The sequence below is a fragment of the Iodobacter arcticus genome (assembly GCF_042664895.1).
Classification (GTDB): domain Bacteria; phylum Pseudomonadota; class Gammaproteobacteria; order Burkholderiales; family Chitinibacteraceae; genus Iodobacter; species Iodobacter arcticus.
The window spans coordinates 77,799-102,962 of sequence record NZ_JBHTBQ010000027.1; the positions used below are offsets into that span (position 1 = coordinate 77,799).

18 protein-coding genes and 1 pseudogene are annotated in these 25,164 nt (G+C 44.6%); 1 reads left to right on the forward strand and 18 read right to left on the reverse strand.

Features of this window, described 5'->3' with window-relative positions; translation table 11 throughout:
- Window positions 1–167: 167 nt before the first annotated feature.
- The 3 genes from ACFQNF_RS13160 to ACFQNF_RS13170 form a co-directional block, all read right to left on the reverse strand.
- Window positions 168–1,310 (reverse strand): glycerophosphodiester phosphodiesterase, encoded by a 1,143-nt coding sequence (locus tag ACFQNF_RS13160; RefSeq protein WP_380188407.1) that lies wholly within the window; start codon window positions 1,308–1,310, stop codon window positions 168–170.
- Window positions 1,311–1,432: 122 nt separating this feature from the next.
- Entirely contained in the window at window positions 1,433–1,921 is a 489-nt protein-coding gene (locus tag ACFQNF_RS13165) for a hypothetical protein (protein WP_380188408.1), read from the reverse strand.
- A 10-nt stretch (window positions 1,922–1,931) separates the two neighbouring features.
- Entirely contained in the window at window positions 1,932–3,755 is a 1,824-nt protein-coding gene (locus ACFQNF_RS13170; RefSeq protein WP_380188409.1) for a S8 family serine peptidase, read from the reverse strand.
- Window positions 3,756–4,175: 420 nt separating this feature from the next.
- On the opposite strand from ACFQNF_RS13170, the gene ACFQNF_RS13175 reads away from it, so the two are divergent.
- Window positions 4,176–4,547 carry a hypothetical protein gene (locus ACFQNF_RS13175; protein WP_380188410.1) on the forward strand — a complete coding sequence of 124 codons (372 nt, stop codon included), beginning with the start codon at window positions 4,176–4,178 and terminating at the stop codon, window positions 4,545–4,547.
- Window positions 4,548–4,625: 78 nt separating this feature from the next.
- Here ACFQNF_RS13175 and ACFQNF_RS13180 read toward each other — a convergent pair whose 3' ends face one another.
- From ACFQNF_RS13180 to ACFQNF_RS13245, 15 genes and pseudogenes are all read right to left on the reverse strand, one after another.
- Window positions 4,626–5,000 carry a hypothetical protein gene (locus tag ACFQNF_RS13180; RefSeq protein WP_380188411.1) on the reverse strand — a complete coding sequence of 125 codons (375 nt, stop codon included), beginning with the start codon at window positions 4,998–5,000 and terminating at the stop codon, window positions 4,626–4,628.
- Window positions 5,001–5,354 (reverse strand): hypothetical protein, encoded by a 354-nt coding sequence (locus ACFQNF_RS13185; protein WP_380188412.1) that lies wholly within the window; start codon window positions 5,352–5,354, stop codon window positions 5,001–5,003.
- 15 nt (window positions 5,355–5,369) lie between these two features.
- Window positions 5,370–5,708, reverse strand: a complete 339-nt coding sequence (locus tag ACFQNF_RS13190; protein ID WP_380188413.1) for a hypothetical protein — start codon at window positions 5,706–5,708, stop codon at window positions 5,370–5,372.
- Window positions 5,709–5,945: 237 nt separating this feature from the next.
- Window positions 5,946–6,302 (reverse strand): hypothetical protein, encoded by a 357-nt coding sequence (locus ACFQNF_RS13195; RefSeq protein WP_380188414.1) that lies wholly within the window; start codon window positions 6,300–6,302, stop codon window positions 5,946–5,948.
- Window positions 6,303–6,589: 287 nt separating this feature from the next.
- Window positions 6,590–6,763: a MafI2 family immunity protein gene (locus ACFQNF_RS20855; RefSeq protein ID WP_465262214.1), complete on the reverse strand. Its 174-nt coding sequence runs from the start codon at window positions 6,761–6,763 to the stop codon at window positions 6,590–6,592.
- 91 nt (window positions 6,764–6,854) lie between these two features.
- Window positions 6,855–7,187 (reverse strand): annotated as a pseudogene (locus ACFQNF_RS13200) (hypothetical protein); the annotation flags it as partial.
- A 323-nt stretch (window positions 7,188–7,510) separates the two neighbouring features.
- Window positions 7,511–7,816, reverse strand: a complete 306-nt coding sequence (locus ACFQNF_RS13205; protein ID WP_380188415.1) for a hypothetical protein — start codon at window positions 7,814–7,816, stop codon at window positions 7,511–7,513.
- Window positions 7,813–13,245 carry a polymorphic toxin type 37 domain-containing protein gene (locus ACFQNF_RS13210; protein ID WP_380188416.1) on the reverse strand — a complete coding sequence of 1,811 codons (5,433 nt, stop codon included), beginning with the start codon at window positions 13,243–13,245 and terminating at the stop codon, window positions 7,813–7,815. The genes ACFQNF_RS13205 and ACFQNF_RS13210 overlap by 4 nt, the downstream gene beginning before the upstream one ends.
- Window positions 13,246–13,317: 72 nt before the next feature.
- Entirely contained in the window at window positions 13,318–17,448 is a 4,131-nt protein-coding gene (locus ACFQNF_RS13215; RefSeq protein WP_380188417.1) for an IPT/TIG domain-containing protein, read from the reverse strand.
- Between the two features lie 107 nt (window positions 17,449–17,555).
- The gene (locus ACFQNF_RS13220) at window positions 17,556–18,518 is read right to left on the reverse strand and encodes a cytochrome-c peroxidase (protein WP_380188418.1); all 963 of its coding nucleotides are present in this window, start codon (window positions 18,516–18,518) and stop codon (window positions 17,556–17,558) included.
- 42 nt (window positions 18,519–18,560) lie between these two features.
- Window positions 18,561–18,899 (reverse strand): hypothetical protein, encoded by a 339-nt coding sequence (locus ACFQNF_RS13225; RefSeq protein ID WP_380188419.1) that lies wholly within the window; start codon window positions 18,897–18,899, stop codon window positions 18,561–18,563.
- Window positions 18,900–18,930: 31 nt separating this feature from the next.
- Window positions 18,931–19,380, reverse strand: a complete 450-nt coding sequence (locus tag ACFQNF_RS13230; RefSeq protein ID WP_380188420.1) for a hypothetical protein — start codon at window positions 19,378–19,380, stop codon at window positions 18,931–18,933.
- Window positions 19,381–19,878: 498 nt separating this feature from the next.
- A complete protein-coding gene (locus ACFQNF_RS13235) occupies window positions 19,879–22,185 on the reverse strand; it encodes a hypothetical protein (protein WP_380188421.1) in 2,307 nt (768 codons plus the stop codon).
- A 508-nt stretch (window positions 22,186–22,693) separates the two neighbouring features.
- Window positions 22,694–23,305, reverse strand: coding sequence for a hypothetical protein (locus tag ACFQNF_RS13240; protein WP_380188422.1), 612 nt, complete (start codon window positions 23,303–23,305; stop codon window positions 22,694–22,696).
- Window positions 23,286–25,160 (reverse strand): CHASE2 domain-containing protein, encoded by a 1,875-nt coding sequence (locus ACFQNF_RS13245; RefSeq protein WP_380188423.1) that lies wholly within the window; start codon window positions 25,158–25,160, stop codon window positions 23,286–23,288. The genes ACFQNF_RS13240 and ACFQNF_RS13245 overlap by 20 nt, the downstream gene beginning before the upstream one ends.
- Window positions 25,161–25,164 lie beyond the last annotated feature (4 nt).

Genomic DNA, 25,164 nt, shown 5'->3' on the forward strand with positions numbered 1-25,164 from the left:
TAATTACAATGCCACTTAAAAATGCATTACAGATTGCCCATTTATTTTGCTAGAATTGTTTAATAAAAAAGGCAGCACCTCTCGGTGATGCCTTTTTTATTTGCCGGTTCAAGAAATGATTTATACTTTTGTAATCTGCCTCATTAAATGGCGCCTTAACGCTTAGATTATTTTTTGCCTAAATAAGCATCTAATGCCGCACGGCCAATTGATGGATCATCGGTAAAGAAACCATCAATCCCTGCTTGCAGAAAGACCGTAAGCTCTGCTGCCAAATCGCCGCGCTCGCTCAGCGATTTAACATCACCTTTGCGCAAATTAGCCGGCAAAAATGGGTTTTCCGGGCGGAAGGTATAAGGATGCAAGACTAAATTGGCAGCATGCGCATCTTTCACCAAGCTTGTTGGTACGCCCAAATTATTATTCGCATCACGCGGGATAATCATGTCTTTAGATGGGCCGACGCCATTAGCGTAAGTGGCAACTTCTTTTAGACCTGCAGCAGTGGCAATATCAGCATAGCTGCGCTTATCCCCTGCTAAGCGAAAGTCTTCAGGCTGGCCAGCGGCTGACAAAAGCTGAACAATCGGCAGATCAGTCAGTGTGCGAATTTCTTTCAGATTGCTCACTTCAAAAGACTGAATAAACACCGGCGCAGTTTTGCCCTTATAGCCATTGGCGTGCAGCATGTCCACCAAGCGTTTTTCAAGCGGAAGGCTAATCGACTTAAAATAACTAGGGTGCTTGGTTTCAGGGTAAATGCCAATCGTGCGGCCAGTTTCTTTAGTCTTGGCTTTCGCCAGATCAATCACTTCTTGCAATGTAGGTATTTCAAATTGCCCATCGTATTTGGTGTTTTCCGGTCGATTAGCCGGAATACGCTCTTTGGCTCGCAGTGTTTTTAGCTCGGCTAAAGTAAAGTCTTCGGTAAACCAGCCGGTGTAATCTACATTATCAATTTTTTTGGTTTTTTTGCGAGCAGCAAACTCGGGCTTATCTGCCACATTGGTGGTGCCGGAGATTTCGTTCTCATGCCTTGCGACTAATACGCCATCTTTAGTGCTCACCAAATCAGGCTCGATCACATCAGCGCCCGCTTCAATCGCCTTGGTATAAGCCGCAAGCGTATGCTCTGGCCGCAAAGCCGATGCGCCGCGATGGCCAATCACTAACTTGGCCGGAAGAGGGGTTGCCACTGCTTGCGTAATCACTGGCAATGGATCGGCATCATCGCCACCGCATGCTGTAAGGCCCAGTGCGATAGCAAATAATGTAGCGGTAGACAGCGTTGTTAATTTAATAGGCAACATAGATAGGGTATCGAAAATGAAAGGTAGCCCAATCTAGCCAACTACGATGACATACTCATGACGATAAGCTTTGTCCACTATAAATAGCCGCCCCAGCGATTGCCGCTGAGGCGGCAACCAGCTTACTGAGTAAGCGCTTTATTACGTACTAACTCCAGCTCTGCGCGGCTCACACGCTGATCAGCTTGCAGCTGGGCCAGCAATTGCAATAGCTCTGCCCCTGGTGCAGCTTGCAGCAATAATACGGATTGAGTGCGAAATTTAACGCTCAAGCCGTACTGGCTGACAAGCGCCTGCTCATCCACCGTGTTTTTCAGCTGCAATAAAACTGCGCCACTCACCGTAGCAGGCAAGCGCTCCTGCGCAGAGCCCAGCACATCGCCCGCATACAGCCCTGCTTCTGGCTCTGCCGCCATCCGGCGCATAATCTGTGGCTCAGAAGCGAGCGAAGCCGCTGGCGCAGACGCTGTATTGCCCTGCTTAAAATACGTTTTGCCATTCACTTGCACCGCTTCCCCACTTACAGGTGGCAGCAAAACAGAAGGTGCGGCAATTGCAGCCACATTGGCTGTGCACAGTGCAGATAGCAAGATGATTGAATAACGATTCATATTCGGCTCCTTATTTATGCCCGATAAAGCGGATGGACCACGATTTTAAGAAACCATCCTGGCTGTTATTAACTTGATCTACCGTTTCAACACTACGCGGGTTAGGGATCAGCACGTTATATGGTGCATTAGCACCATTGGTATCAATCACGCGCAGCTTCCATTGCCCCTTCGCCTTTTCACCGTAGAAGTGATGAGATAAAAGCCTTTGCTCGGTAAAGCCTTTGGATTCCAGCACCAAGCCGGTACGCGCAGATAAAATCACACTGCGTGTGCCCGATGGCGAAATCAGCTCCACCGACAAATCTTTAGCCCGCTCGTGATCGATATTCAAGCGCACTTGCACCGCTTCAACTGTCGAATTTTCATACTGCTGATAGCTGCTTTCTGCCCCCTTTACACTGGCATCCGGGATGCTGACATTTGCATCAATCTGCTTCCAGTCGCTGATTTCAAGCGCAGGCAAGGGGCGAGCATAAGACAAGGCCGCTTCTACTGCGCGATCCACATCAATCAGGCCAAAACCATAGAAATTATGGAATGAATAACCCGCCGCATTTTTTTGCCAGCCCGGAATCGCCAGATACTTTTGGGCGGCCCCATCCTTGCCATTAAAGCTCAACTGCACACCCGGCTGACTAGCATCTACTTTACGCGCGGTTTTAATCAGAATATGGCGAATATCACGCCAGTTTAACGCCGGGTTGGCCGATGCCACCAAGGCCAGTGCGCCCGATGTAGCCGGTGCCGCAGACGATGTGCCATTCATGCGCGAGGTGTAATTGCAATTTGGATCAATCGCATTGCCGCCATGCAACGTTGTGCTGCTATCGCCTTTGATATTCCAGCCACTTTCGCAGCTTGTCAGATCGGTGGTGACCATGGCAGGAGAATCCGTACCATATTCGCCCCCCGGAGCCGTCAGCAAAACACTCGCCCCAACCGTGGAATAGGACGAGCGCACGCCGCTAGCATTCATGGCAGAAACAACGATATTCCAGTAATTAGAATTAGTAGGATCAAGGCCGGCATCCTGCATTGGCAAGCCATCATTGCCACGCACAAAAGGCAGCAGATAAGCGGGCGAGCCATCATCTAAAGACACGCTCACCGCTTGATAATCATTACCCGCAGATTTTACAAACCAAGCACCACGGCCCCAGTGGCTATGACGCGTTACTTCTTCATACACCTGCTCTTCTAATTGCAGCTGCAAATTGCTGACTACATCGCCATTATTGGATGCAAGCGAAGGCGAGCCATAGCTCTGATTAAATACCCGCGAATCAGTATGCGCCTGCAATGGCGGATCGCCCGGCAGCTTGCCATGCGAGTGCAAAAAGCCCTCGAATGACTGATTCAGCAGCCAGTTATAGCCTTTTAAGCCCGCTTTAGGTGCAACACCCCGGCCACCAATGCCATTAAAACCCACCGCTGCTGCAATCCCTGCCACAGCAGTACCGTGTGCATTGTGCGGGCTATCTGGGCTAGGATCGTCCGATCCCGTTACAAAATTCTTAGAGCCACGCTTAATATTAGCGGCCAGATCCGGGTGCTTAATTTCCAGACCATCATCAATCACCGCAATCGTCACCCCAACACCACGAATACCGCGCTGAGTAGTGAAATCTAAATTCAAATCCATGCCGGGCACACCACCCGATTTAGAAAACGCATTCTGCCCCGTATTTTGCAAAAACCATTGCTGGCTAAGCAAAGGATCACCCGGAGTAAGCGGGTAATAACGATCCTGAACCGGCGTGGCACTGTAAGCATCAAGAACAAGCAGAGAGAGGGCAAGGCTAACCGCCGTTGCCAGAGTTTTTTGCTTCATAGACAGTCCCGTAGTTGACTGATGCGCTGAGGATTGATGGGCAAAATTCCAGCCCTAATCATGACAAGCACTGCAAGCAGTGATTTAAAATCCTAATGCAGCGTAGGGCAACAGGGGAAATATAATGTAAGGAAGCGCAAAGAAAGCAGCCAAAAACTGCACCTGAACAGGGCAAAAAAATAGCTAAGTGATTGTTATTACAGAAGTACCAGATTGTTTCAAACAAGACTATGCCGTTGACATTTTGCAACACAATCGGATTGGCAAGCGATATTTTTATGCTGTGCTTTAGGCGATACACGCTAGATTGAAGCGATACCTAATATGAATGCAACAAATTCAATAACAAGCAGACTGTAGTTATATTTTTCAATACAATAGCCAGAATTAATCCATAAACACTTTTAAAGCCCAATCTCTATGAAATACTCTATTAAACTCATTACAACGCTGTTTATTTTACTTTCAAGTGGAAGTTTATTCGCAGCACAAGGAGACATTGGCCCTGTTTACCTTGAAAAAGTAATTGTTATTGCTCTAGCTTCAGGCGGGCATTCTGCCGGGAATCTTGAGATTCAAATCAAAGATAGTTTTGTTGTTCCGCAGGGCCTTAATTGTAATAATACATACATTACAACCTTGAAAAGTACAGATGCAGATAAACGCCTTTACTCGTTACTATTGCTAGCCCAAAGCACAAAGCAGCCCGTTCACCTTAGAATTACGGACGATCCTGCATACACTGCATTTCATGGCAGATGCAGCTTGGTATGGGGAGCAATAGCGCAATAAACCAATTGATACTTTGGAATCATTTCTACTTTAGAGTGAGCTCTAAAATCAAGAGCCCACTCTAAAGGCTATACATATCTATTGATCAGATATATCCAAGTACGACACTTCACACGACATGCCTCTGATTGGTAATACATCGTCAACGTAAATATCAATTTTCTTCCCCATTGAAAACGCAAGGTACGCTGCGGCTATAAGGTGTTTATTCTTGGCATCAATATACACAATCGTTGGTGAAGTACATTTCAAGTGGCTTGGCAAACTTAAATTAGGAGAGACCCAAAGCTCAATAGAGTTATCATACATTTCCCCTTGATAATCCCCAACTACTCGTATTTTCTTAATTGAAAGTCCAGTTTGAGATCCTCCCGCAGCATCCGCATTCATTGATATCGTCAAAAAAAACGCTGCAAAACCACAAAAAACCATTCTATAAATTAAAGCCATCATTTACTTAACCTCAATGCTATTTACACCGCAAGGCGTGAATACTTTGCCAGGGCAATGATAAGAAACTGAGGCATCTTCAAAATAAAGCCACACTTTACTTCCGCTTGCTTTTGCAGCAAGTGCAGCAGCAATCAGTTGTTTATTGTTATTTGGAATGGCTACATATCCACCCGGGCACATCTGCGCCCCGGCAGACACTGTCACGCATGTTGTACCCTGATTAGGGCTATCCAATCCGCCATTCACAGATAGAGAATTAATGGTTACATTATCAGCCATTTGCTGCTGAGCAAACACAGGAGCAAACACTAGATATGAACAAAGCGTGGATGAAAAAATTAATTTATATTTCATTGTCTATTTTCCTGATTATATAAGTTCTACAACGACAGCCTCGATATGCCCGCACTCTGCCACCAAGGCATCGCTTGTTGTGATATGCACTGTTTTATTAGTTAGCTTTGCACTCATTAATAAAGTCAAATTTTCCTTATACGCTGGCTGAGATTTTTTTAAAGCGAACCAAGGGGACCCAGATGTTGCCGTATCTGCCGAAGTAACCCCTTCCAGCATAAATAATGTACATGGCCGTGCATCACTTCTAATTAATGAAATAGATTTATTTGGAAAATACCCTGCGTATAGGGTGTTTGTTTGTAGTGCAATGCTCAAAAAAACAAAAAACCTTACAAAAAATGACAAATACACAATCACTCCTTTAGCATACTTAGCTAACCTAATTCAAAATAAACAAAGCATAAAAAAATCAATAAAACCTTTAAAAATAAAGTATCACTCATGCCTGATCCATTTAATTTAAATGACAATATTGAAATTTAATATCTGAAGTCATCTCTGCACAAGTAGTGCAGATAAAACATCAAGGAAATACAAATAAATCAGACAGAATAGTCGGTTTCTTTTATATTCAGAATGACCAAAGAGCTACTTAAGTATAGTTATAGACGTTAACATACTAGAACTTGCATCGCCCCAAGGGCCACGGGTGGCTGGATCAGTATCATAAATCACCAGCATTTTTTCACGCGATGTAACCGCTTTTAAAGTAGTTGCGTATAAAAACGGATCATCAGAAGCATATAAATAGACGCTGGTACTGCCTGCAGCTAATCCATTAGCCCAGAGCATATGCATATTGTGAACTAAAGGAAAAGTGTGACGAACAGAATGTGAACGAAAAGAAATCACATCTGTTGGGGCCAAAGTAGTGGATGACTCTATCGCCGCAAATCCAGCAGGGGCAATAAGTATTAAAATTAAAGATAGAAAAGCACGCAACATATTAATAGCCTTCATTATTTTTAATAGAGATCGAAAAACAATCTATGCGAAAGTACGAGTGACCAAACCCGTTATTTTTCCATAACAATAATAAAATGCATAAGCATTTGATGCCGAAAGCAATAAAGTGATTAGTGCTAATTTTTGAAGCCATTTAAACATTAACATCCATCCTCTCTGCGCCTGAACATATCAGTGCCATGCAATTCATTTTCTTAGGCAGATCAATCTGAATACGTTCTGTCGTTATATACACAGGGAAGTGAGACATTCATTCTGTCTCAACCTCACCTCATAGACACAAAAGCTATATCCCTTATCACTCCACCAAAAACCACTATTAATTTAATGCGTGTAGTCGTTAAATGACCTATCACGGCACGAATATTATTGCCAATGGCCCCAAGCAAAACATTCTGCGCTGCCAGTAAAACACGAGCTCTAAATTCGATATTTATCACTGCCGGGGTGGTAATTAATAAAGGCAGCCTGCTTGATAGGCGTTAGGGCGGGTTAATAAAACCAACCCGCCCTACAAGGCTAAAATATAACTCAACTTTTAAAAAGTATTTTTTGACAAAAATATTCGATATCATTCAATTCAATACTCCACTCAGATATGCGCTCCCCATCCTCAGTTTCAGTCTCTCTATCTGGAATATAGTCATACAATTTCTTCTCTAAGAATTCATCACCAATTTCATCCATAAATAGAAAATGATTTTGAATATAAACCTGTTGATTTACACGATAAAAAACCCACCAATTGACATAATTAGCTAGATCAGGCTGATACATCTCTACAACAATTGCAGATTTTAGTTTTCCATGTAACAGTCGCATCAAGCCCTCTCGCCATTGATCTACATAATTGGAGCGATTCCAGTATGTAAGAGGACAAAAAAACTCTCATCAAAATCGCCTATTTCAATTGACGATTTCAACATGCTCTCCCCATCTATCAGCATTGGTTCACTTGATATCTTTAAATTAAAATTTATTTTCACTTTTAATCCTTTAGTCGATCTGTAAGGTCTGCATTCCACGTCCCTGTTCTACGACCTTTTTTGTCAAATCGTTTCCAGCCATCTGTCACGCTCTAAATTCGATATTCATCACAGTCGGGATGGTAATTAATAAAGGCAGCCTGCTTGATGGGCGTTAGGGCGGGTTGATAAAACTAACCCGCCCTACAGGGCTCAACCAATTCAACCAAACACCTCATTAAACCAATATTTTTTTGGATCCCTAAACCACTCAGAAAACCTCTCATGATCAAATAACTTTAATTGATGCATATCTAAATTGTAACGGTAAAAAAGTGCTACAAGATCACGTAATCCATCCTCATCAAGAACATCATAATTAACCTTTATAAATAATATATTCCCTCTACCAACATAACTTTCAACACAAACTATTTTTGTAAGCCATTCAAAAAAAGCCTCTTCATCATATTGCGAAAAGTAAGTAATTTCGTAAGCCTTAAGCTCTACAATTTTGGGTCGAATCAACGCTGTTTCCCTCCTGGATAAACATTTATGTAACCTCCTTTAGGCTTTTGTACATCCCAATGAGGGCCACCATGAGCATCACCACGACCAGGCGTTTCGGGCCCCGTTGGCACCCAGACATTCCCTTTCGCATCTCTCCAGCCACTCCCTCTTCCATTAGGATTTTTAACCCAATCCTCACCACCTTTAGGGTCGGAAAACCCTTCATCTTTTCCTGGCTTACCTGGAGCCTTAGCACCTTGAGGATCATGTGCATCTTCAGGTGGCTTCGAAGAAATAATATCCCAAATATTCTTCGCACCTTCAATCGCACCACCCGGAGAAAGATTGTCGTTACACCAGCCCTTCAGTCTTTCTGAAAAAGGCTTAGGAGGGATTAGCAGTTCTTCATCACTGCTTGATGGAGAAGGGCCCATAAAACCAGGAACACCACCAGGTCTCCTTATAATTATCGCGAATAACCCTGTCGGATCTGCATAATTAACCGGATTCCCCCCAACATACCCATATAAATTCACGCCCCCCATTACCCCAATAGGGTCTTGGCTAATAAAGCGTTTCATCAGTGGATTGTAATAGCGGGCACGATAATAATACATGCCGTTGCCGTCGTTTTCCCGGCCGGTATATTGGTAAGGATTGCTGCTTACTTCGCCACTGGCTTGGGTTTCGCCGTAGGCTTCGTAGCTGTATTGTGTTTTTACATTAGCGGCATCATCCACCAGCGCCAGTATGCTGCCCAGCGCATCTGGCATCATCCAGCGGCGGCCCTGGCTGTCTGTTCTTGCCAGCCAGCTATCTAGGCCCGGCCCAACCAGCATCTGCGCTGGGTTGCTGCCTAGCTCGCTAACAGCATTGCCACCATCGTATAAATACTGGGTGCTATTGCCTGCAATGGTTTTAGCAATGCGGCGGCCAAAAGCGTCGTAATCAAAGCGTGCAACAGGACCATTGGCATTGTTGATTTGCACGAGGCGATTGCGGCTATCCCAGATATAACTCTGCCCGCCTTGCTTGCTTAAATTACCCAGCAAATCATATTCAAGCTCTTGACCATTGAATTTTTTTAAACGGTCTGCCCGATCTGTTTCTGCTTCCATAGGTGTGGGCAATAATTGTCTGGCCCAGCTGCCGCGTTGCTCTGTACGGCGCCCCGCTTTATCGTACTGGTAATTAATATCGCCCAGCAGGTTATTAGTGCTTTTATATTCAATCCGCTTCAGATCACCATTGTCATACCAGTCATAGGCAATTGATAATCCCTTAGGCAGGTTTAGCCCAGCCAGACGGCCCGCATCATTGTATTGGTATTGCACTGCCTCGCCATTTTCTGCGATTGAGTACAAACGACCATCATCGTCATATTCATAATTTAAGCTGCGCTTTGACTGGCCTAAGGCTGCGATCGTTAGCTGGTTTCGGCGGGACAAACCATCATATTCATAGCCCAGCACACCTTGTGCATTGGTTTCGCTTTTAAGCCGATCAAAGTTATCCCAAGTAAAACGATACTGGCGTAAGGCTTGCCCCGGCAATTGCTCACTGACCATTTGCAGCGTATTTTTCTGTGCATCGTAGGCATAAGCCAGCTCGGCATCTGGGTAAGCGCTTGTGACTGCACGATTAAGTGCATCGTAAGTCATGCTGGTGGTGCGCTTGGCCCGATCAGTGACGCTGCGCAAATTGCCGTGTGTATCGTAGCGATAAATATCTTGCAGATTGTCTCTATCCGTGCGGGTATAAACATCCTTAATAAAATCATAATCCCAAATAAATTGATTATTTCGGGCATCTGTTAATAAGCGCAAATTGCCTAATGCATCGTATTTTGTACTGGTAGGCAAGCCATTTGCATCGGTTACTTTTTGCGGATAATCGTTGCTGTCATATTCATAAAATGTGGAATGCCCTAAAGCATCACGATTAGCCAAAACACGGCCTTGGGCATCGGTTTCGTACACCGTAGTATTGCCGTAAGCATCACTGACAGAATACAAATCCCCCAGGCGATAATCGTAGCGGGTTGTTTGCTTAAGCGGGTTTGTTACTGTTTGCAGCTGCCCCTGCGCTGTATAAGTCAGAATGGTTTGCTTACCCTGGGCACTGGTGATGGTTTCCAGTTGAGCCTGATCATTGTAAGCATACTGCGTTACGCTCGCAGGGCGGGCCTCATTCCAGATTGCGGCGGGCAATCCGGCAAAACGCGGATCTTTGCCCCCACGCGGGTCATAGCGCAGCACGGTGGTATTTGCTTCTGCTGTTCCAAACATCCGGGTAATGCTGCTGGTATTGCCTTGCTCATCATAGCCATAACGGGTAATACGCCCGGCAGCATCGGTAATCTGATAGCGCCTGCCGCTGGCTGTCTCGTAATCAAAACGGGTGGTTTGATTAATATCGCTTGAATCTGCAATGCTCTCTGTCAGAGTGCGGCCATAAGCATCAAACGTAACGACTCTTTTAAAGTTGCCTGCATCATTAAGGCCATTAAATTTACGTGGCTTATTAATAAGCGTTTTTTTGACCTTATTACCATCCAGCTCATAATTAAACTCAAACAGAGCACCATTGGTTAATGTCTGCTGAGTAATCCGCGCGGCCCTGTCTGTTACCTGCTCATACTTATTACTCATCATGGTATTACCAAGACGATTAATAACACCTTCAATACCTACTACAGCCAGATTGGCGTTATACAGGTATTGCTCGGAAGTATTATCTGGGTAATTAACAGCCTTCAGGCGGATTAGCTCCGGGCGGCCAGGATATAAATCTTCTGATTCATAAACATACTCCACCGTGCGATTAAGCATGTCAGAAGCTGATTTAATATGGCCGTTTTTATCATAGGTAAAATTAATCCAACGGCCTGATGGGCTGATGATTTGAGTCAGATTATTACCGGTATATGAAAAATTAACGGTATTCCCTTGGGGATCCTGCATATAAATTGCATATCCCCAAGGAGCATAGCCACTACTTGTGCTATTGCCATGTGCAGAAAACACATACAGACTGCCACCAGGTAAAACTAGGCGCCAATTATCATTAAAATGGCTAATTGTGGCATTTCGCAATGAGCCATTTGTTGCTGTGTGCTTATAAACAGCAGTCATTGCATCTTTTTCAGCACTGTAAAAGGTATATACCGCACCACTCGCTGTTTCTAAATAAAGCTTATTTGTACTATTGCCAGGCACATTTACCCGTAAGCCATAAGGAAACGACATACCTAAACCAAAAGGCAGTACTTTTTTTGTATTTTGCAGGCGCTGATTCTGCGCCAATATACTGTGATAGCTGCGAGAAACAGACAAAGGCACAATATCTTGCACAGCCATATCTGTCTGATTGTGCAAAAACGCACCATCATGGCATGTAATAGGATCGGCCTCACATGAAGGACTATCAGGCGGATCTAAAGGCCCTGGCAATGCAGGCTCTGGGGTACTAAAACCGTAGCCCATAAAATCATTTAATACGACGCCTTGGGCCGGAACAATTTGCTTGGCATCGCTGCTAACCGTGGCATTACCGTAAACATGCCATCCCCCACGGGCGCTGCTGTAATTCCATACATCTACTTTTTCGCCGGATTTTAATCCACTGTAATTGGGATAAATGACTCTGGCTCCCAGCTCACCGCCTGCCGTAATCTGCTGCAAAAAAGCACCACCTGGCTGCACCGTAAAATAAACGGGGAAATTACCTGGCGTAGCAAAAGGTGCAGTATCAATAGGCATAGGCGTGAGACCCACACGGGTCACAATCTGGCCTTCACGATCTCTAATCACCATCCCTTTAGGAATACGCACCTCCAGCCCTGGCATGGCTGGATGCTTAAGCACTACTTCCTGCGTAGTGGGTGATGAAATCGTGACCATATTGCTTTGATCAATTTTTGGCATCCACACCATATGCGTAAGTTCATTGGCCTTACCATCTGCAAGTGGCTCCACCAAAACGAACTGACCATAGCGCCCAGGCTGGCCGCCTGCCTGTGTGGCATCTACTACAATTTCCTGAGTACCTGGCAACACGCCATTCAAGGTGAAACGGCCTTCCTCATTCGTTTTACCGCTAACACCACCCACAGTGATTTTTACATCAGCCAAAGGCTTACCATTTAAGCGTAAGACAGTGCCCGATACGCTGGTTTGCGAGCTTGCTCTCATTTGTACACCAGCCGAGCGAAGCATCATCCGCTCAGTGCTTTCTGGTGCGGCAGGCTTAAGCAAGCCTGCTTTGGCCCGGTACGAGAACAAAGCCATTCTTTTTTGCAACACGTCACTGGCAGGCTGACGTGTGCTGCGCCAAGCGCCAAAATAGTTTTTAGAATTAGGTATCCAGCTTTCATCATCCTGATCATTAAAAGCAGAACGAGGCGCAGCATTAATCGCTGGCTGATTTACAGACAGGCCTGTTAGCTTATTCGCGGCTAACTCTGCAGATTCAGGCTTATTCTTTTCGCCATTAAGTAATGCGGTATCAAACGATAAAGAAAACAACTCCAGAGGGGCTTGATTTGTATCCTGAGCTCCGCTTACAAACAAGGTGTAGCGTTGCCCCGGCAGTAAAGCACGGCTTGGGCGGATAAATGCCAGCATGCCATTTTCTGCCGCCGTCACTTTTAATGGGATAACACCATCAACACCCCATAATGTGACTGTCTTTACGCTGATGCTGGCACTATCAAAATGCTTATTAAACAGCAAGGCAATCTGTGGCTGTACTGGCACGCCTAAACTGCCTTCAGCAGGGTTTGTAAAAGCAACCTTGGGTGCGGAAGAAGCAGCTACGGAAAGATCTGCTTGCGTACTAAAAGTTTGGCTTAGTGGATTAAAAAGCTCTGAAAGAGCAGACTCACCCTTCGCGTTTTTGCCCCCCGATAGCAAAATACGGCCATCAGCCTGCCATTGAGCTACCCCACCAAGACGTGCTTGTGGCTTAGCCGCCAAAGTAATAGTGGTATTGCCGACAGGATCCCAGATCTCTGCCACGCCACTCATCTTGCCTTTGGCATCCGAGCCCCCGGCAATCAATACCTTCCCATCCATAAGCACAGTCGCTGTATGCCCGCGACGAGCCAATAACTTGCTATCTGCCAGTGATGTTATCGTGCCCGTTGCAATATTCAGCAATACATCCTGCTCAATCAATCGCCCCTGCTCGTCGGCTCCGCCATGCACCCACACAAGCCCTGAAGGTAATACCGTCAGGCTATGACCCGTGCGCGCCAAAGGCAATTCAAGGGCAAGCGTTTTACTCTGCTGCTGCCCCGATAAACGCAACTGAAACTCTTTACCTGAGCTGGATAATATATCCCCGCCAGGCATGGTAAGCCGCACATCAGCGCTTGCTGAGCACGCAGAAAAGCCAATCAACAAGCCAGCCAAGAGCTTGTGTAAAGATAAGAAGGGTGAGTTCATTTTTATTCTTACAAGAGTCGATACAGGCAGGCTGGTAAATACCAGCCTGAATAAATTACATATGAAATTTAATTAATCTTCTAACAACAGCATCAAAATCGGCATGATTTGCTTTGCAATATCCTGCTCAGTCAACCCTTTTAATGACATATTTACAGTTAAAGCATCAGCCGTCGCAGGCACAGCTTTAACCTGATAAATACCTGACTCTTGCAATACAGGTAGCATCACGGTATTTGACGCAGTTAACAGCCCGCCATACAACACAGCCCCACTAGGTACCAGAACAGTAAGTTTTCCTGGCTGTGTAAGCTCACTTGTAGTCCAGCTTAATTGAAGGTTTTTTTGACCCGCAGTACCTGAAAATGACCAAACTCCGCTCTGTCCATTTTGTAAAAATAGCGTAGATGGTGTTGCCGAAGAAGCTAATGAAACAGTCTGCGGGGCAGTTAAATTTAATTTAAATGAATCTGGAGAGTAAGCGGTCCCAATATTGGCATACAGCACTGCTGTATTATTTTTTTTAAGGTTAACCTTATAGTTACCACTCGCAGGTAAAGCAGGTAATTGCCATAAGGCATTTGCTATAAAACGCGTATAACCATCACTCATTTTTGTTTGTACTGTCCATGGTGCAGAGAATAGTGACTGCCCATCAGGGCCATATATATTCATTACACCGCCTTGTGGTACATAATCCCTTGCACTATACAATGCATAATCCAGTGCAAAACTAAGCTGCTGACCTTGTTGCCCGGAAAAGTACAAATTAGCCTGTTTAGCATCAGGGCGAAGATCTATATCTTTTGCCACACCATTTATATCAATAATATTTGGCATTGTATTTGTGATGCTAACTGAGCCATCAGCTATATTTTGAGGACTCATGCTCTGCAACAGAATTACATAGCGCCCATCCATTGGTAACGTTACTGTTTTACCTGAACGTATTAGCCACGATCCATCTGGTGCAAGCACTTTCAATTCTAAATTTATTTTTGGATTAGAAATGACTTCATCGATCTTAATCACCATACCCGCAAATCCATAAAAACCAATTTTATCAAAAAACCTCACACCTGGCTTATTAATAGTTATAGTCTCGATTGGGCCCATCGTTGCCATCGGCTCTCCACCCTGTACTTCAATATAAACAGGATTAGTCCCTAAATGATTTTTATGCTGAATATAAATGGTACTCATCCCATCATAATCCTTCATTGGTAAAACAATAGATGCAGATCTTACCTTAGGATTATAAGGGCCATATGAAGTGACCTTTCCATCAGAGCCAACTACTTTAATATCTGATACTAAATTACCAGAGCTAATATCAACCACATGTTCAATATTTTTTTGTGTCATTACCTTTAATTCAACTGTCTGCCCTGGAAAATTAACAGAGGCACGGTAATTTTTATCTCCTCCGACCAATAAATATGTAGCTGGATCTATTACAGAAAGCTTTACCTCTCCCAATCCTGCACTGCTTTGATAAACCCTTAATAAATACACCCCCGTCATATTTGAGGCCTTAGTATCAACCGCTTCATGATGCGTTAAACTAGCTGTACGTGGAATAATTAGCGAGCCATCAGGTCCAATAACATCATAAGAAAAACCAACCCCAGTAGAACTCCAGCCCTCAGGGAGTAACGGCGATGGCGCATTTGTTATACCCTCACCAATAGAGCCTGTAGTTTCTATATATAAAACTGGCCCTACGTGCCTTGAAAATTTAGTTGAATCCCTTGTAAAAGGGATTATTACATCAGCCCCTGCCCGGTTTACTTTCACACTAACAGGACCACCATCTACGGCTGCAATTTCTTTAGACGTAATTGGTGCTGAAGAAAGCCAAAAATTTGCTTTAGTCGAATACAAGCTTTCTGTAGAAAATCGTAAACTAGGAAGTACATAAATAATATACACCCCTGTTTTTGGCAGCGTAAATTTATAACCAAATGAGTTCTGGGAGATGCGACTATTTCCTGCTAAAGAATAACCAATACTGTTTATCGCTATTTGTTTGCCAGAATCCAGACTATTTACATAAATTTGAGCAAGCTCTCCTTGGTAGTTAATATTAGGCGAGTTATTTACATTCCAATTTAACTGAGCACCAAAAACCAACTGCTGGCCTTCCACTCCTGAAAAGGTCAACTTCACCGCTTGACCAAGCACATTGGTCTGCACTTCCAATGGAATATCAGTATCTTGCTTTAATTGAGCAGTTACCAACTGCGAACTTGCCCTCAATTGCCTTTCACCCAAAGGCTCAAATATGGCTGGAGGACTTAAAATTGCCGTGTAAATACCATTAGCAGGTAAAGAGTTAATTACTGAAGCATTATCCAGCAATAATTCACCATCGGGCTTATAAACTGAAATTTGTTGTGCAAAGTTTGATGTACTAGCATTTAACTGTGAGAAGCTAAGAAATTGCCCAAATTTTCCATCAAACTGAAATGAAGCACTTTGGCCCAAAACACGACTACTCACTTTAACAACAGCACCATCAACAACTAATGTTTTTTTTATAGCCGGTACAATGCTAACTGAAGCAGAAGATGGAATAGAATTAATGAATTCCAAGCTATATTTTCCACCTTGTTTGATCACTGGTAAATCAAACCAAAACTTCTCATTTCCTTGTTGATTTAAATCATACTTTTGACCATTTGGCATAATCAAGCTAATTTTTTGAATAAAACCAGATGTTTTGCTGATACGAAGAGATAATGTAGATCCTTTAGCAGCAAAAAACGATAGTTTTTTTCCACCTGCTGCCAAATCAATTTTCTTCTCATTTCCATCTGCAATTAAATCCGCATCACCCGCACTTTTCAGTTGAACAGAAACAGCTCCATTACTAGTCGTCAAAGGATTAATTAAAATCCTATATACCCCACTTATGTTTAACTCGGGCTTGAAACTCCAACTTTCAGCTTCCAGCATTTCCTTGCTTTGTATAGTAGAGCCATCTGGCGCCAATAAAGATACTTTTACTTTGCCAGAAAATTTCATCACATTTTCTAGAGCAATTTCAACTATTGTTCCCGCTTGCCCACGAAACTCATACACGGCACGACGCCCTGCTGGATCAGCATTAAATGTTTGAGCAGGGGCATCTATATCTAACAGGCCCTTTAATGGGCTTACTAAATTAATTGTTAAACTACTGTTTTTTCCTAAACTATCAATAACTATTGAATAGACTCCAGATTCTGGCAATGAAGGCAATTGCAAAGCACCTGCTTCAGAAATTGTATTATTTAAAACTAATACAGTTCCATCCGGCCTATTTATGCGAACCGAAATTGGCCCTTGCGTTACTTTACTAATTCCTAGTGTGTATAATTCACCTGCATTAGCTTTAAAGGTTAGTAATGCTATTTTCTTGCTACTGGTTAATGTAATATTTTTAGCTATATCACTAACAATACGTTCAGTTATAGCTAGTGCATCATTCGAAAGGCCATCAGGAAGTATAAAAAAGTCATCCACACTAATGTGGCTTCCTTTAGAAGTGGTCACCGAAATAGGTCCCGATGTTGCTTTATTAGGTACATTAACAATTAGCGCAGAGCTTGAAGCTGATTGCACTGCAGCAATCGAATTATTAAAACGCACAGTATTACCAATTGCCAATCCAGAAAAATTAGCCCCATTAATCGTCACATTAGACTTAGCAGCTGCTCGCGAAGGTGTGAAACCACTAATCTTCGGCCCTTCTAATGGGCCTACAATGAAATCATTACGACTTATAACTGAGCCATTTTGATTACTAACCTTCACTTTACCTGTTGTTGCCCCCACAGGCACAACAACAGTTAGAAAGCGATTGCTTGCAGCCTGAACAAGCGCAGATACCCCATTGAATATCACTGAATTTTGAGCAGCAACAGAGCTAAATCCTGATCCTTGAATAGTAATAACATTACCAATTGGCGCTTGACTTGGCTCCAAATAGTTTAAAGATAAGCTATTAGCAACAGTGCCTGATTTAACAGATAAAAGACTACCAGCATCATCATAAGTATAGTTTGCCAAATCCCCAGCAGATCGAACAACCTGTTGCAAACGACTCCCTGCATCATAGTCATATTGAACTGTATCTGCGGAAACACCTCCCGCTAACACACTAAACATCAAACTTATTGCTACCTTACGCACTAGCTTCCCCATAAAAATATTAGCCATATAGTTTCGTTTTTCTCAAGTCATTATTTTATGTTTAGGATAAAATTTACTTATGAAATTTATATAAAATATAATCAATTAGTTTTCTATTTCACGGCAATGTGTCATTACAATACCCTTAAAAAATCCACAATCACCTCCACCTCTTCTGGAGTCAGAAAATATGATTTTCCCTCCATGCTGGCACGGTAATATGCCTCTCTACGAACAGCCTCTGATAATGTGCTTACACTGCCGTTATGCATATACGGGGCTAATTTTTTTACTTGCCGTAATGATGGTGTTTTAAATGCGGCAATATCCATTGGATTAGCGGTTGCCAGATAACGCCCCAATTCAGCTACATCTGCATCGGTCGCAATCAATACGCCTAGCGTTCCATTTTTTCTGGCAATTTCAGTTTGTGCTAACAACTGCGGTAATTTCTTCGAAATTTTTCCAGATTCAGCCCCTAAAGCATGAAATGCATCATCGGTAAAACGCCCTTCATTAATCTGATGACATTGCACACACGCTGCTACGCCGGTAAATAGCTTGTAGCCTTTTAATTGTGATGCGCTCAAGGCATTTTTATCACCTGAGCGGAAGCGATCAAATGCCGTCTGTGGCGCTTTAAGCCCCTGCAAATATGCAACCATTACATTTTGAACATCTTGCTTATCAATTGTCTTACGCCCATTTAGGCGATAAAAAGCTTGCTGTATGTCTAATAAAGAATTTAACCTTAACAATACTTCTGCATCACTCGTAAATCCATGCTCCATTGGATTTGTCAGCGGATCAAAAATAAGATCTTTTAAATTCTCACGCCGACCATCCCAAAACAAAAACTTTGCCTTCCCCACATCAAATAATGAAGTGCTTTTTCTATTAAGGGCTTGTCCAGTTACACCAACTGAAGTTGCAAGCCCATCACTAAATGCTTTATCCGGATGATGGCAACTTGCGCACGAGATGCGCTGATTGCTACTTAAGCGAGTATCAAAAAATAATGCTTCGCCAAGTTTTTGCTCAGGGGACTGAGCATGAACATTGATACAAATAAGAATAAGTAGCCATCGTGAAATCATAAAAAAATCTATATACACAATCAGTTAATTAATAAAAAAACATTACTCCAGCATAATATCTTCAACGTCCTCGCCATCCTTCCACCGAGAGCAGGTGTTATTCCCCACAACAGACACAAGCTGCCCGGATGCCTTTGCTACAAGCAGCAATGCTAACTGCTGTTTACCTGTATTAGAATTCTCATCCTTTATCATCCAGTACGGATAGCTAGCACAAGCAGGCTTTCCATCAGAAGGGCCTATTAAGTCAAAATAAATAAGCCCATCACTGCTGCGCTTATGAAGCTTGGTTACCAATCCTTTTTGTGTGCCTGCCAGTGCAACAGCACTAAAACTTAAAGCTAAAAATGCGAATAAAAGATGACAAATAAACTTAAGCATTATTTTAAATACTCACAAATTTATAAAGAATTTAGTTATTTAACATGACATAGTATGGGGCAGGGGCGCTTTGATGTATGGGAATCACATTGCAACTTGGGGCATCAAGGTAATGTAAAGTCGCTTCACTCTGCCTGGAAACACTTGCCTTCAATACAGAAAACCATGCGGCACATGTTGTAATGGAAACCCCTTTCCACTCAGCATTTAAATTACACACGGTTAGAAAATCACCACGAAAAGCAAAGTTAGCAGTCACATCACCTGAACTACTTACAAATAAATTTGATACTTTTCCAGCACAAAACTGGCCACCAGCAAAAGAAAAGGAGCAACTAAATATAAGAGCCAAGGATGCAAAAATCTTTTGTAGCTCATCCTTTCTTAAGTAAAAATCCATAAAAATAGCTCCTTTTTTATATGCAGCACGAAAATCAAATACCCGTAAGTAATTCAAAACGACGGCATAGTACCACGTCATAAAACAAATGCCTCTCATTCTCCGTATAGAATTTACAAATAAAGACAGAAAATAAATAAGTTTTTGTTATTTAAAAGAAATTTATACTGCACACCACCAGGCCTTAATGCACATAATATTTATTTAAACGGAGCAAGAAACGAAATCGCATCTGTCACCCTCACCCACAGACGTGCTGGTGCTTTTCAATCCGCGAAACTAGCACGAGTCTAGGATCAGTGGGTACGTCATGGTGGTATCTGTGCCCAAACGCCACCAAGTGCCGTGCCCGGCTGTTTATCCCCTGTAACCACCTGCTATGCGCCGTAAGCTTTCTCGCCACCCTCCGTAAAAAAAGGCCACTTATAAAAGTGGCCTTTAGTAAATAACATCGCTCCTTTTGAACCAGAGCACTCAAACTAGCTCGCCTTCTGCTGCCATTCTTTTACAAAATGCCATACCCCCTAAATCTTAGAATGCAGAAATATTAGAGAGCATGGTGCTTCACGGAAAAAACCATTATTTCCACCGGCTGGCAATCGTGCCTGTTTGCCCGGCGCTGGTGGTGTAAACCACGTCCATATTATTTCCGCCTTTGGCTCTGATGATTAAGCTGCTGTTTTTTGCGCCAAAGGCACGCAGATCGCCGGATACGGGGTAAATTTTATCGGCGGATGTCCAGGTGAGTTTGGTGTCTGGCACCATGCTATCCACGTTAAAGGTATAGCCTTTGCTGGTGGTTAATAAGCCCGCGAGGGAGAAGCTATTTTTCCCCGTGTTGCTTGCTCCCAAACCGATAACCTGCGTGGATTTCACACTGGAGATTGAAGCCGTGCCCAGCGCGTTAACGAGGCGCACGCTCTCTGCAGTGTAGCTGGTGGTGTCACTCACATCCTTCTGCCAGTTTTGAGTTTGCTTATAGTTATTAACCAGTTGGCTGGTTACGCCAAGCGGGCTAGTCACCGTGACATCCACTCGCGAGGCGCTGTAGGTCATTTGCCCTGTAAGCTGATTAAAACTGCCATCAAATGTCAGGACTTCATCTTCAAGAGCCAGATCAGATTTATGATAAATACTTACGCCAAGTACAGTCGCTGTATGAGCGTAATTTGTGAGTTTTGAGTTACGTGTCACGCTCTTCCAGCCACTCCAGAAAAGATTGCTGCCATTCACAATCGATCTATTACCTGTAGCAGTTCTTTCCATCTTGTCAGCGGTTTCGGTTAGCGATGAGTATTTTCCCCATACTTGGGTTGTTGTCCCTTGATAAGTGCCATCTGCCTGTCTTGTAAAATCAAAGGTATATACCGCACCGGGGGCGCTTAGGCTGGCTTCCTGATAGATCACCACGCCTGCGCTGTTTTTATTTAGGTAGGAAAAACTATTCAGCGTTTTTTTGCCTTTCAGGCTTTGCAATACAAAGTTTGCATCAACTTGCTGGATTGTTTCATCCGTGTAATCCTCTTGGAATACACTGCTTGAATTATCTGCACCTATCGTAGTGGTATTTTTTTTGTAATAAAGCGTGCCTGATAGCTTATAAGAAGAACTAAAAGTCACATTGCTAAGCGCTCCCATTTCTTCAAAGCCATTCTGAGTCGAGCTGCCACTATTACAATTGGCATATACCGTTTTTTCCATGTCGCCCGCTTGATCAAGCTGGCGATTATTATTGGCGTCTACCACCGTCACGGTGCGCGTACCGCCAGAGCTGCAAGTAAATACGCCTGCAGTAGCCACACTACTTGCAGAAGAGCCTGCAGCAGCAAAACTACCCGCCGCTTTATTACTACTTGGAAGACGAGCCCCCTGCCCCGAGCTGCCATTACCAAATAAATTGGTATCCGATAAAAAACTCAGCATAAAGGCGTTGCCATCGGCAGCCATCAAGGCGGCGGTTGTAGGTGTGACTTCGCTTAGCACTTCGGTTTGCAATTCAGCCCCGCCCCAGGTTGTTGTGGCTTGGTTGATGCTGGCATCAAGCTGCGCGGGTAAATCTGCGCCGTAGGCTAAATCGCTGGGTTTAATTGAAACATCAATTTTATTATTGTCTTTGACGTCTTCAACCAGCTGTTTCATAAAGGCCAGCGCAGGGGTAGTCAATTTATTGTTAAACGCCTGAGCCGCAAAAGCTAAGCCTGAAAGTAAGGCGCCATAGCGGCCCGCAGGGGTGGCAGCAAGGGTTGCCAAGCCTTTGGTATCATCAATAAAGGTAGGCAAGAGGGTGATATCCGTGATTTTATTGCGTTCGGCCAGCTTGATATTGAATTCGGTTTTGATGTAATCATTGGCTTCTTGCATGCTGGTGGCTGTCAATGCAGCTTCGCTACCGGCTTTTTTAATGGCGTATTGATATGCGGCTTCGGTAAAAGGATTTGCGCTAAAGTTGCTCGTTAAATTAGGCAATAAAACGCGTAAGGAGCTGGTACCTAAAGACACCCATTCACGGCGGGCTTCATCAAAATATTCGCCATTGGCTTTAGGCGTAAACGTTGCGATAAACGGCCCGGCTTGCGTACCTGGGAAAATAGAAACGAGCCCTGAGGTAAGATCAGCACTCGCCAGCACCGTGCCATCAACCTTGCTAATACTCACAACAACATTACGCATCATCGATAGGCCACCGCCGCCACCCACCCCGCCGCCGGTACTACCTCCCCCAGAATTACCCCCGCATCCATTGCCACACGCACCACCACCACCTTGCATACGAAGCGGCACATCGGCACTGGCGGCTCCAGAGGCCGTATCCGAGCCACCACCACCTCCGCCACATGCACTAAGAACGGCCGCTGCCAAGATAGATAATGCGAGTGTCGCTTTCATTACGTGCTCTCCAAAGATGCTCTTGGCATCAGCGAGGATCACTGGCCAAGTTGGGCGAATAAAGTTCTTTGGAGGTTAGTAATGTTTAAGCCATGTTCCAATAGATTAATGATGGGCGGCTTGCTGACATTATTTTTAATAATTTCAATAACTTACATTACAAAATTACGTGTAATTAATCAAAAAATCTGACCACTATATATACAAACAAGACAGCATCCACTCACTTAATCGGTAAAAACCCCGTACGAGGGTAATAACAAAACCATCCTTAAATGCACTTAGTAGCGGCTTTATACATCCTGATTATGCCTCTTGCTCAATCTCATTATAAATATCGTAGGGCGGGTGAAACCCGCGTATTTATTCGGCATCGCTCGCGGGTTTCACCCGCCCTACAAATTCAAAAACCAATTCCAGCACTCAAAAAACCCATTTACACAGTGTCCATTGAGCAAGAGGCATCATCAGCTTATACATTGTAAAAAACCGCACACGCCCAGCCCGACTAGCGTGCCATTTTCTGCTCTAAGTGCTTCAGTACCGCCGCCAGCTCAGGGTTTTTGGGGTCAAGCACTTGCAAGCGTTTTAAGGTTTTATAAACGGCGCTCCAATTTTGGGCATTCCATTGCTCTTGTAATAAAAACAAATCGGCAGATGGATTATCCGCATCTAATTCCTTACGAGCCTGCTCTGCAATGGCGCCGCTTTCATCCGACTCACTCACGGCCCGCACATTAATAATGCCGCCCATTTGTTTAATCGACGTAAGCGTGCCGCCCACCTGCCCCAAATGGCTACGCAGCGTAGCGGGCAGGGTTTTAATCTGTGCTGCGGGCTTGTGATTGCTCTCTTCTGCTGCATCGCTCAAGAGTTTTAAGCGTGCGGGGCCTTGCCAGATTTCATGGCGGCCAGAATCGATCCACACTAGCTGCACTTCGGCAGCCTCCGGTAACAGCAGCTGATCGCCGGCAAGTAGCTTTACATAGGGCTTTAATACTTTGGCTTCTCCCTTATTGCTAAGCTGTAAGGCTTGCCTTGTTTTTAACACCACAATATTTTCAGCAGCAAAGCTCGCCATAGCCAGCCATAGCCATACACTAGCGTGAATCCATTTCATGTTCTTGCTCCTTATTGGAAGCCATACCCAGACCATGCACGGCATAAACCACCACCGGCTCAGCCCGGCCCTTCACCAATAAAGTAGTGGCATCGCCCGTAACAATGCCCGCCACGGCCTGCACCGTTTCGTGGCTTGCCACCACCACACAGCCCAGTGTTTTACCCAAGCCTTCTAAGCGTGCCGCCACATTGACCGTGTCTCCTATGGCGGTGTAATCAGTTTTTAAGCTAGAACCAATATTGCCAATCACTAAGGGGCCGGTGTGTAAGCCCACCCCAATCGCAAAGTCAGAAAAAGAATGAGCGGGGAAGCGCTGATCTACCCAAGCCGACATCTCATGTGCGGCGGCTTCCAGAGCCAAACCAGCAGCAACGGCTCGGTGGGCATGATCAAGATGGCGCAGCGGCGTGCCGAATTCCACCATCATCGCGTCACCAATCAGCTTATCTACCGTGCCGCCGTATTGCCAGGCGATGGCGCAGGCACGCTCAAACCACGCGTTCAGTAGCTCCACCACATCTTCGGGCTTTAAGAGTTCAGACAAACTGGTAAAGCTGCGAATATCACAAAACAGCACCGTCGCCACCACGCGCTCCCCACCCATCACCGGCATGGTATCGCTCTCGGCCATTTGCTTCACAATCGCAGGGGACACAAAACGGCCAAATAATTCAGTTAAATAGCGTTGTTTACGCGCGGCTCTGTTCAGCTTTAATAAAATGGCTGCCAGCATTGCGCTGGCAATGGCGATTTGCACGGGGAATACCGGCCAAAGTAGATCTTGCAAAAACGCCAGATAAGCTACAGCAATAGGTAATAGTAAAATCAGTATTCCCGTTGGTAGCAGCCATTTATGATTAAGCAAAATAAATCCGTATAAAAGGCTCAGCGCAATCAACAGCAAGCTGAGATATTGCCAATAGATGGAGGACGTCATCAATCGCCTGCCAGAGAGCAACATTTCGGCACTCTGCGCCAGTATTTCCGGGCCACTCATCAGGGCATGACCCATGCCCATGCCATAAGGCGTGAGATGCCAATCCTGCATCCCCGTATACGCGCCGCCCAGCACTAAAGCCTTACCTTTGAGCGCTAAAACTTGCGGATCTTGTAAAGCTTGCTTAGCCAATAAACGGTGCATGGCAATTTGCGGCACGGTGCCAGGCGGCCCCAGCCATGCAATGCGTTGCGGTGATGAGCTTCGATCAATCACCTGCCCGCCCAAGTGCCAGTTTTTTGCCTTAGCCTGCTGATTGCTGTAGCGCAAAGCCAACAGCAAGGGCATGGATAGCACAGGGCTTCCTTCAGCCTCGTCATGCCAAACTAGAGGAATACGCCGCACAATACCGTCACCATCCGCAGGTAAATCAACCCGCCCCAGATGGTGGGCTAAATCAAAATCAGGAACGGCAATGGTGTAAGCCGTAGCAGGCAGCTGTAAGCGATCGGCCTGTTTCAGTGCAGGCAGTAAGAGTGATTCTTGTCCAATCAAGGCGCGTATGGGCTGATCAAAATCCCCCGCCTTGGGGCTTTCATGTTCGGCCAACCATTGCTCTGCGCTGATGCCGAGCATAAAGTCGAGCGCAATCACTTTGGCTCCCGCATCAATAGCGGTTTGAGCTGCACGAGCAAATAAAGGGGAAAAAAATGCAAGAGGGGTATCGGGATATTGCGCCAGCGTAGCGTCATCTACCGTCAGCAAAACCACGTGCGATGCGGGTGCACGCGCCCCAGCCAGCCGATGAAATACATCACGATATAACTCATCGGCCCCCGCACAAAAATGCAAGCCCAGACAGCTGGCCCCTATCACCGCGCAGCTTGCCAACACAATACGGATCGATTTGTGCATAGAT

Excerpts from the sequence above, each read along its gene's own strand:
- ACFQNF_RS13220 (WP_380188418.1), bottom strand. The coding sequence starts at position 18,518 with ATGATTTCACGATGGCTACTTATTCTTATTTGTATCAATGTTCATGCT.
- ACFQNF_RS13215 (WP_380188417.1), bottom strand. The coding sequence starts at position 17,448 with ATGGCTAATATTTTTATGGGGAAGCTAGTGCGTAAGGTAGCAATAAGT.
- ACFQNF_RS13230 (WP_380188420.1), bottom strand. The coding sequence starts at position 19,380 with ATGACGTGGTACTATGCCGTCGTTTTGAATTACTTACGGGTATTTGAT.
- ACFQNF_RS13165 (WP_380188408.1), bottom strand. The coding sequence starts at position 1,921 with ATGAATCGTTATTCAATCATCTTGCTATCTGCACTGTGCACAGCCAAT.
- ACFQNF_RS13170 (WP_380188409.1), bottom strand. The coding sequence starts at position 3,755 with ATGAAGCAAAAAACTCTGGCAACGGCGGTTAGCCTTGCCCTCTCTCTG.
- ACFQNF_RS13180 (WP_380188411.1), bottom strand. The coding sequence starts at position 5,000 with ATGATGGCTTTAATTTATAGAATGGTTTTTTGTGGTTTTGCAGCGTTT.
- ACFQNF_RS13245 (WP_380188423.1), bottom strand. The coding sequence starts at position 25,160 with ATGCACAAATCGATCCGTATTGTGTTGGCAAGCTGCGCGGTGATAGGG.
- ACFQNF_RS13240 (WP_380188422.1), bottom strand. The coding sequence starts at position 23,305 with ATGAAATGGATTCACGCTAGTGTATGGCTATGGCTGGCTATGGCGAGC.
- ACFQNF_RS13235 (WP_380188421.1), bottom strand. The coding sequence starts at position 22,185 with ATGAAAGCGACACTCGCATTATCTATCTTGGCAGCGGCCGTTCTTAGT.
- ACFQNF_RS13185 (WP_380188412.1), bottom strand. The coding sequence starts at position 5,354 with ATGAAATATAAATTAATTTTTTCATCCACGCTTTGTTCATATCTAGTG.
- ACFQNF_RS13160 (WP_380188407.1), bottom strand. The coding sequence starts at position 1,310 with ATGTTGCCTATTAAATTAACAACGCTGTCTACCGCTACATTATTTGCT.
- ACFQNF_RS13210 (WP_380188416.1), bottom strand. The coding sequence starts at position 13,245 with ATGAACTCACCCTTCTTATCTTTACACAAGCTCTTGGCTGGCTTGTTG.
- ACFQNF_RS13195 (WP_380188414.1), bottom strand. The coding sequence starts at position 6,302 with ATGTTGCGTGCTTTTCTATCTTTAATTTTAATACTTATTGCCCCTGCT.
- ACFQNF_RS13225 (WP_380188419.1), bottom strand. The coding sequence starts at position 18,899 with ATGCTTAAGTTTATTTGTCATCTTTTATTCGCATTTTTAGCTTTAAGT.
- ACFQNF_RS13175 (WP_380188410.1), top strand. The coding sequence starts at position 4,176 with ATGAAATACTCTATTAAACTCATTACAACGCTGTTTATTTTACTTTCA.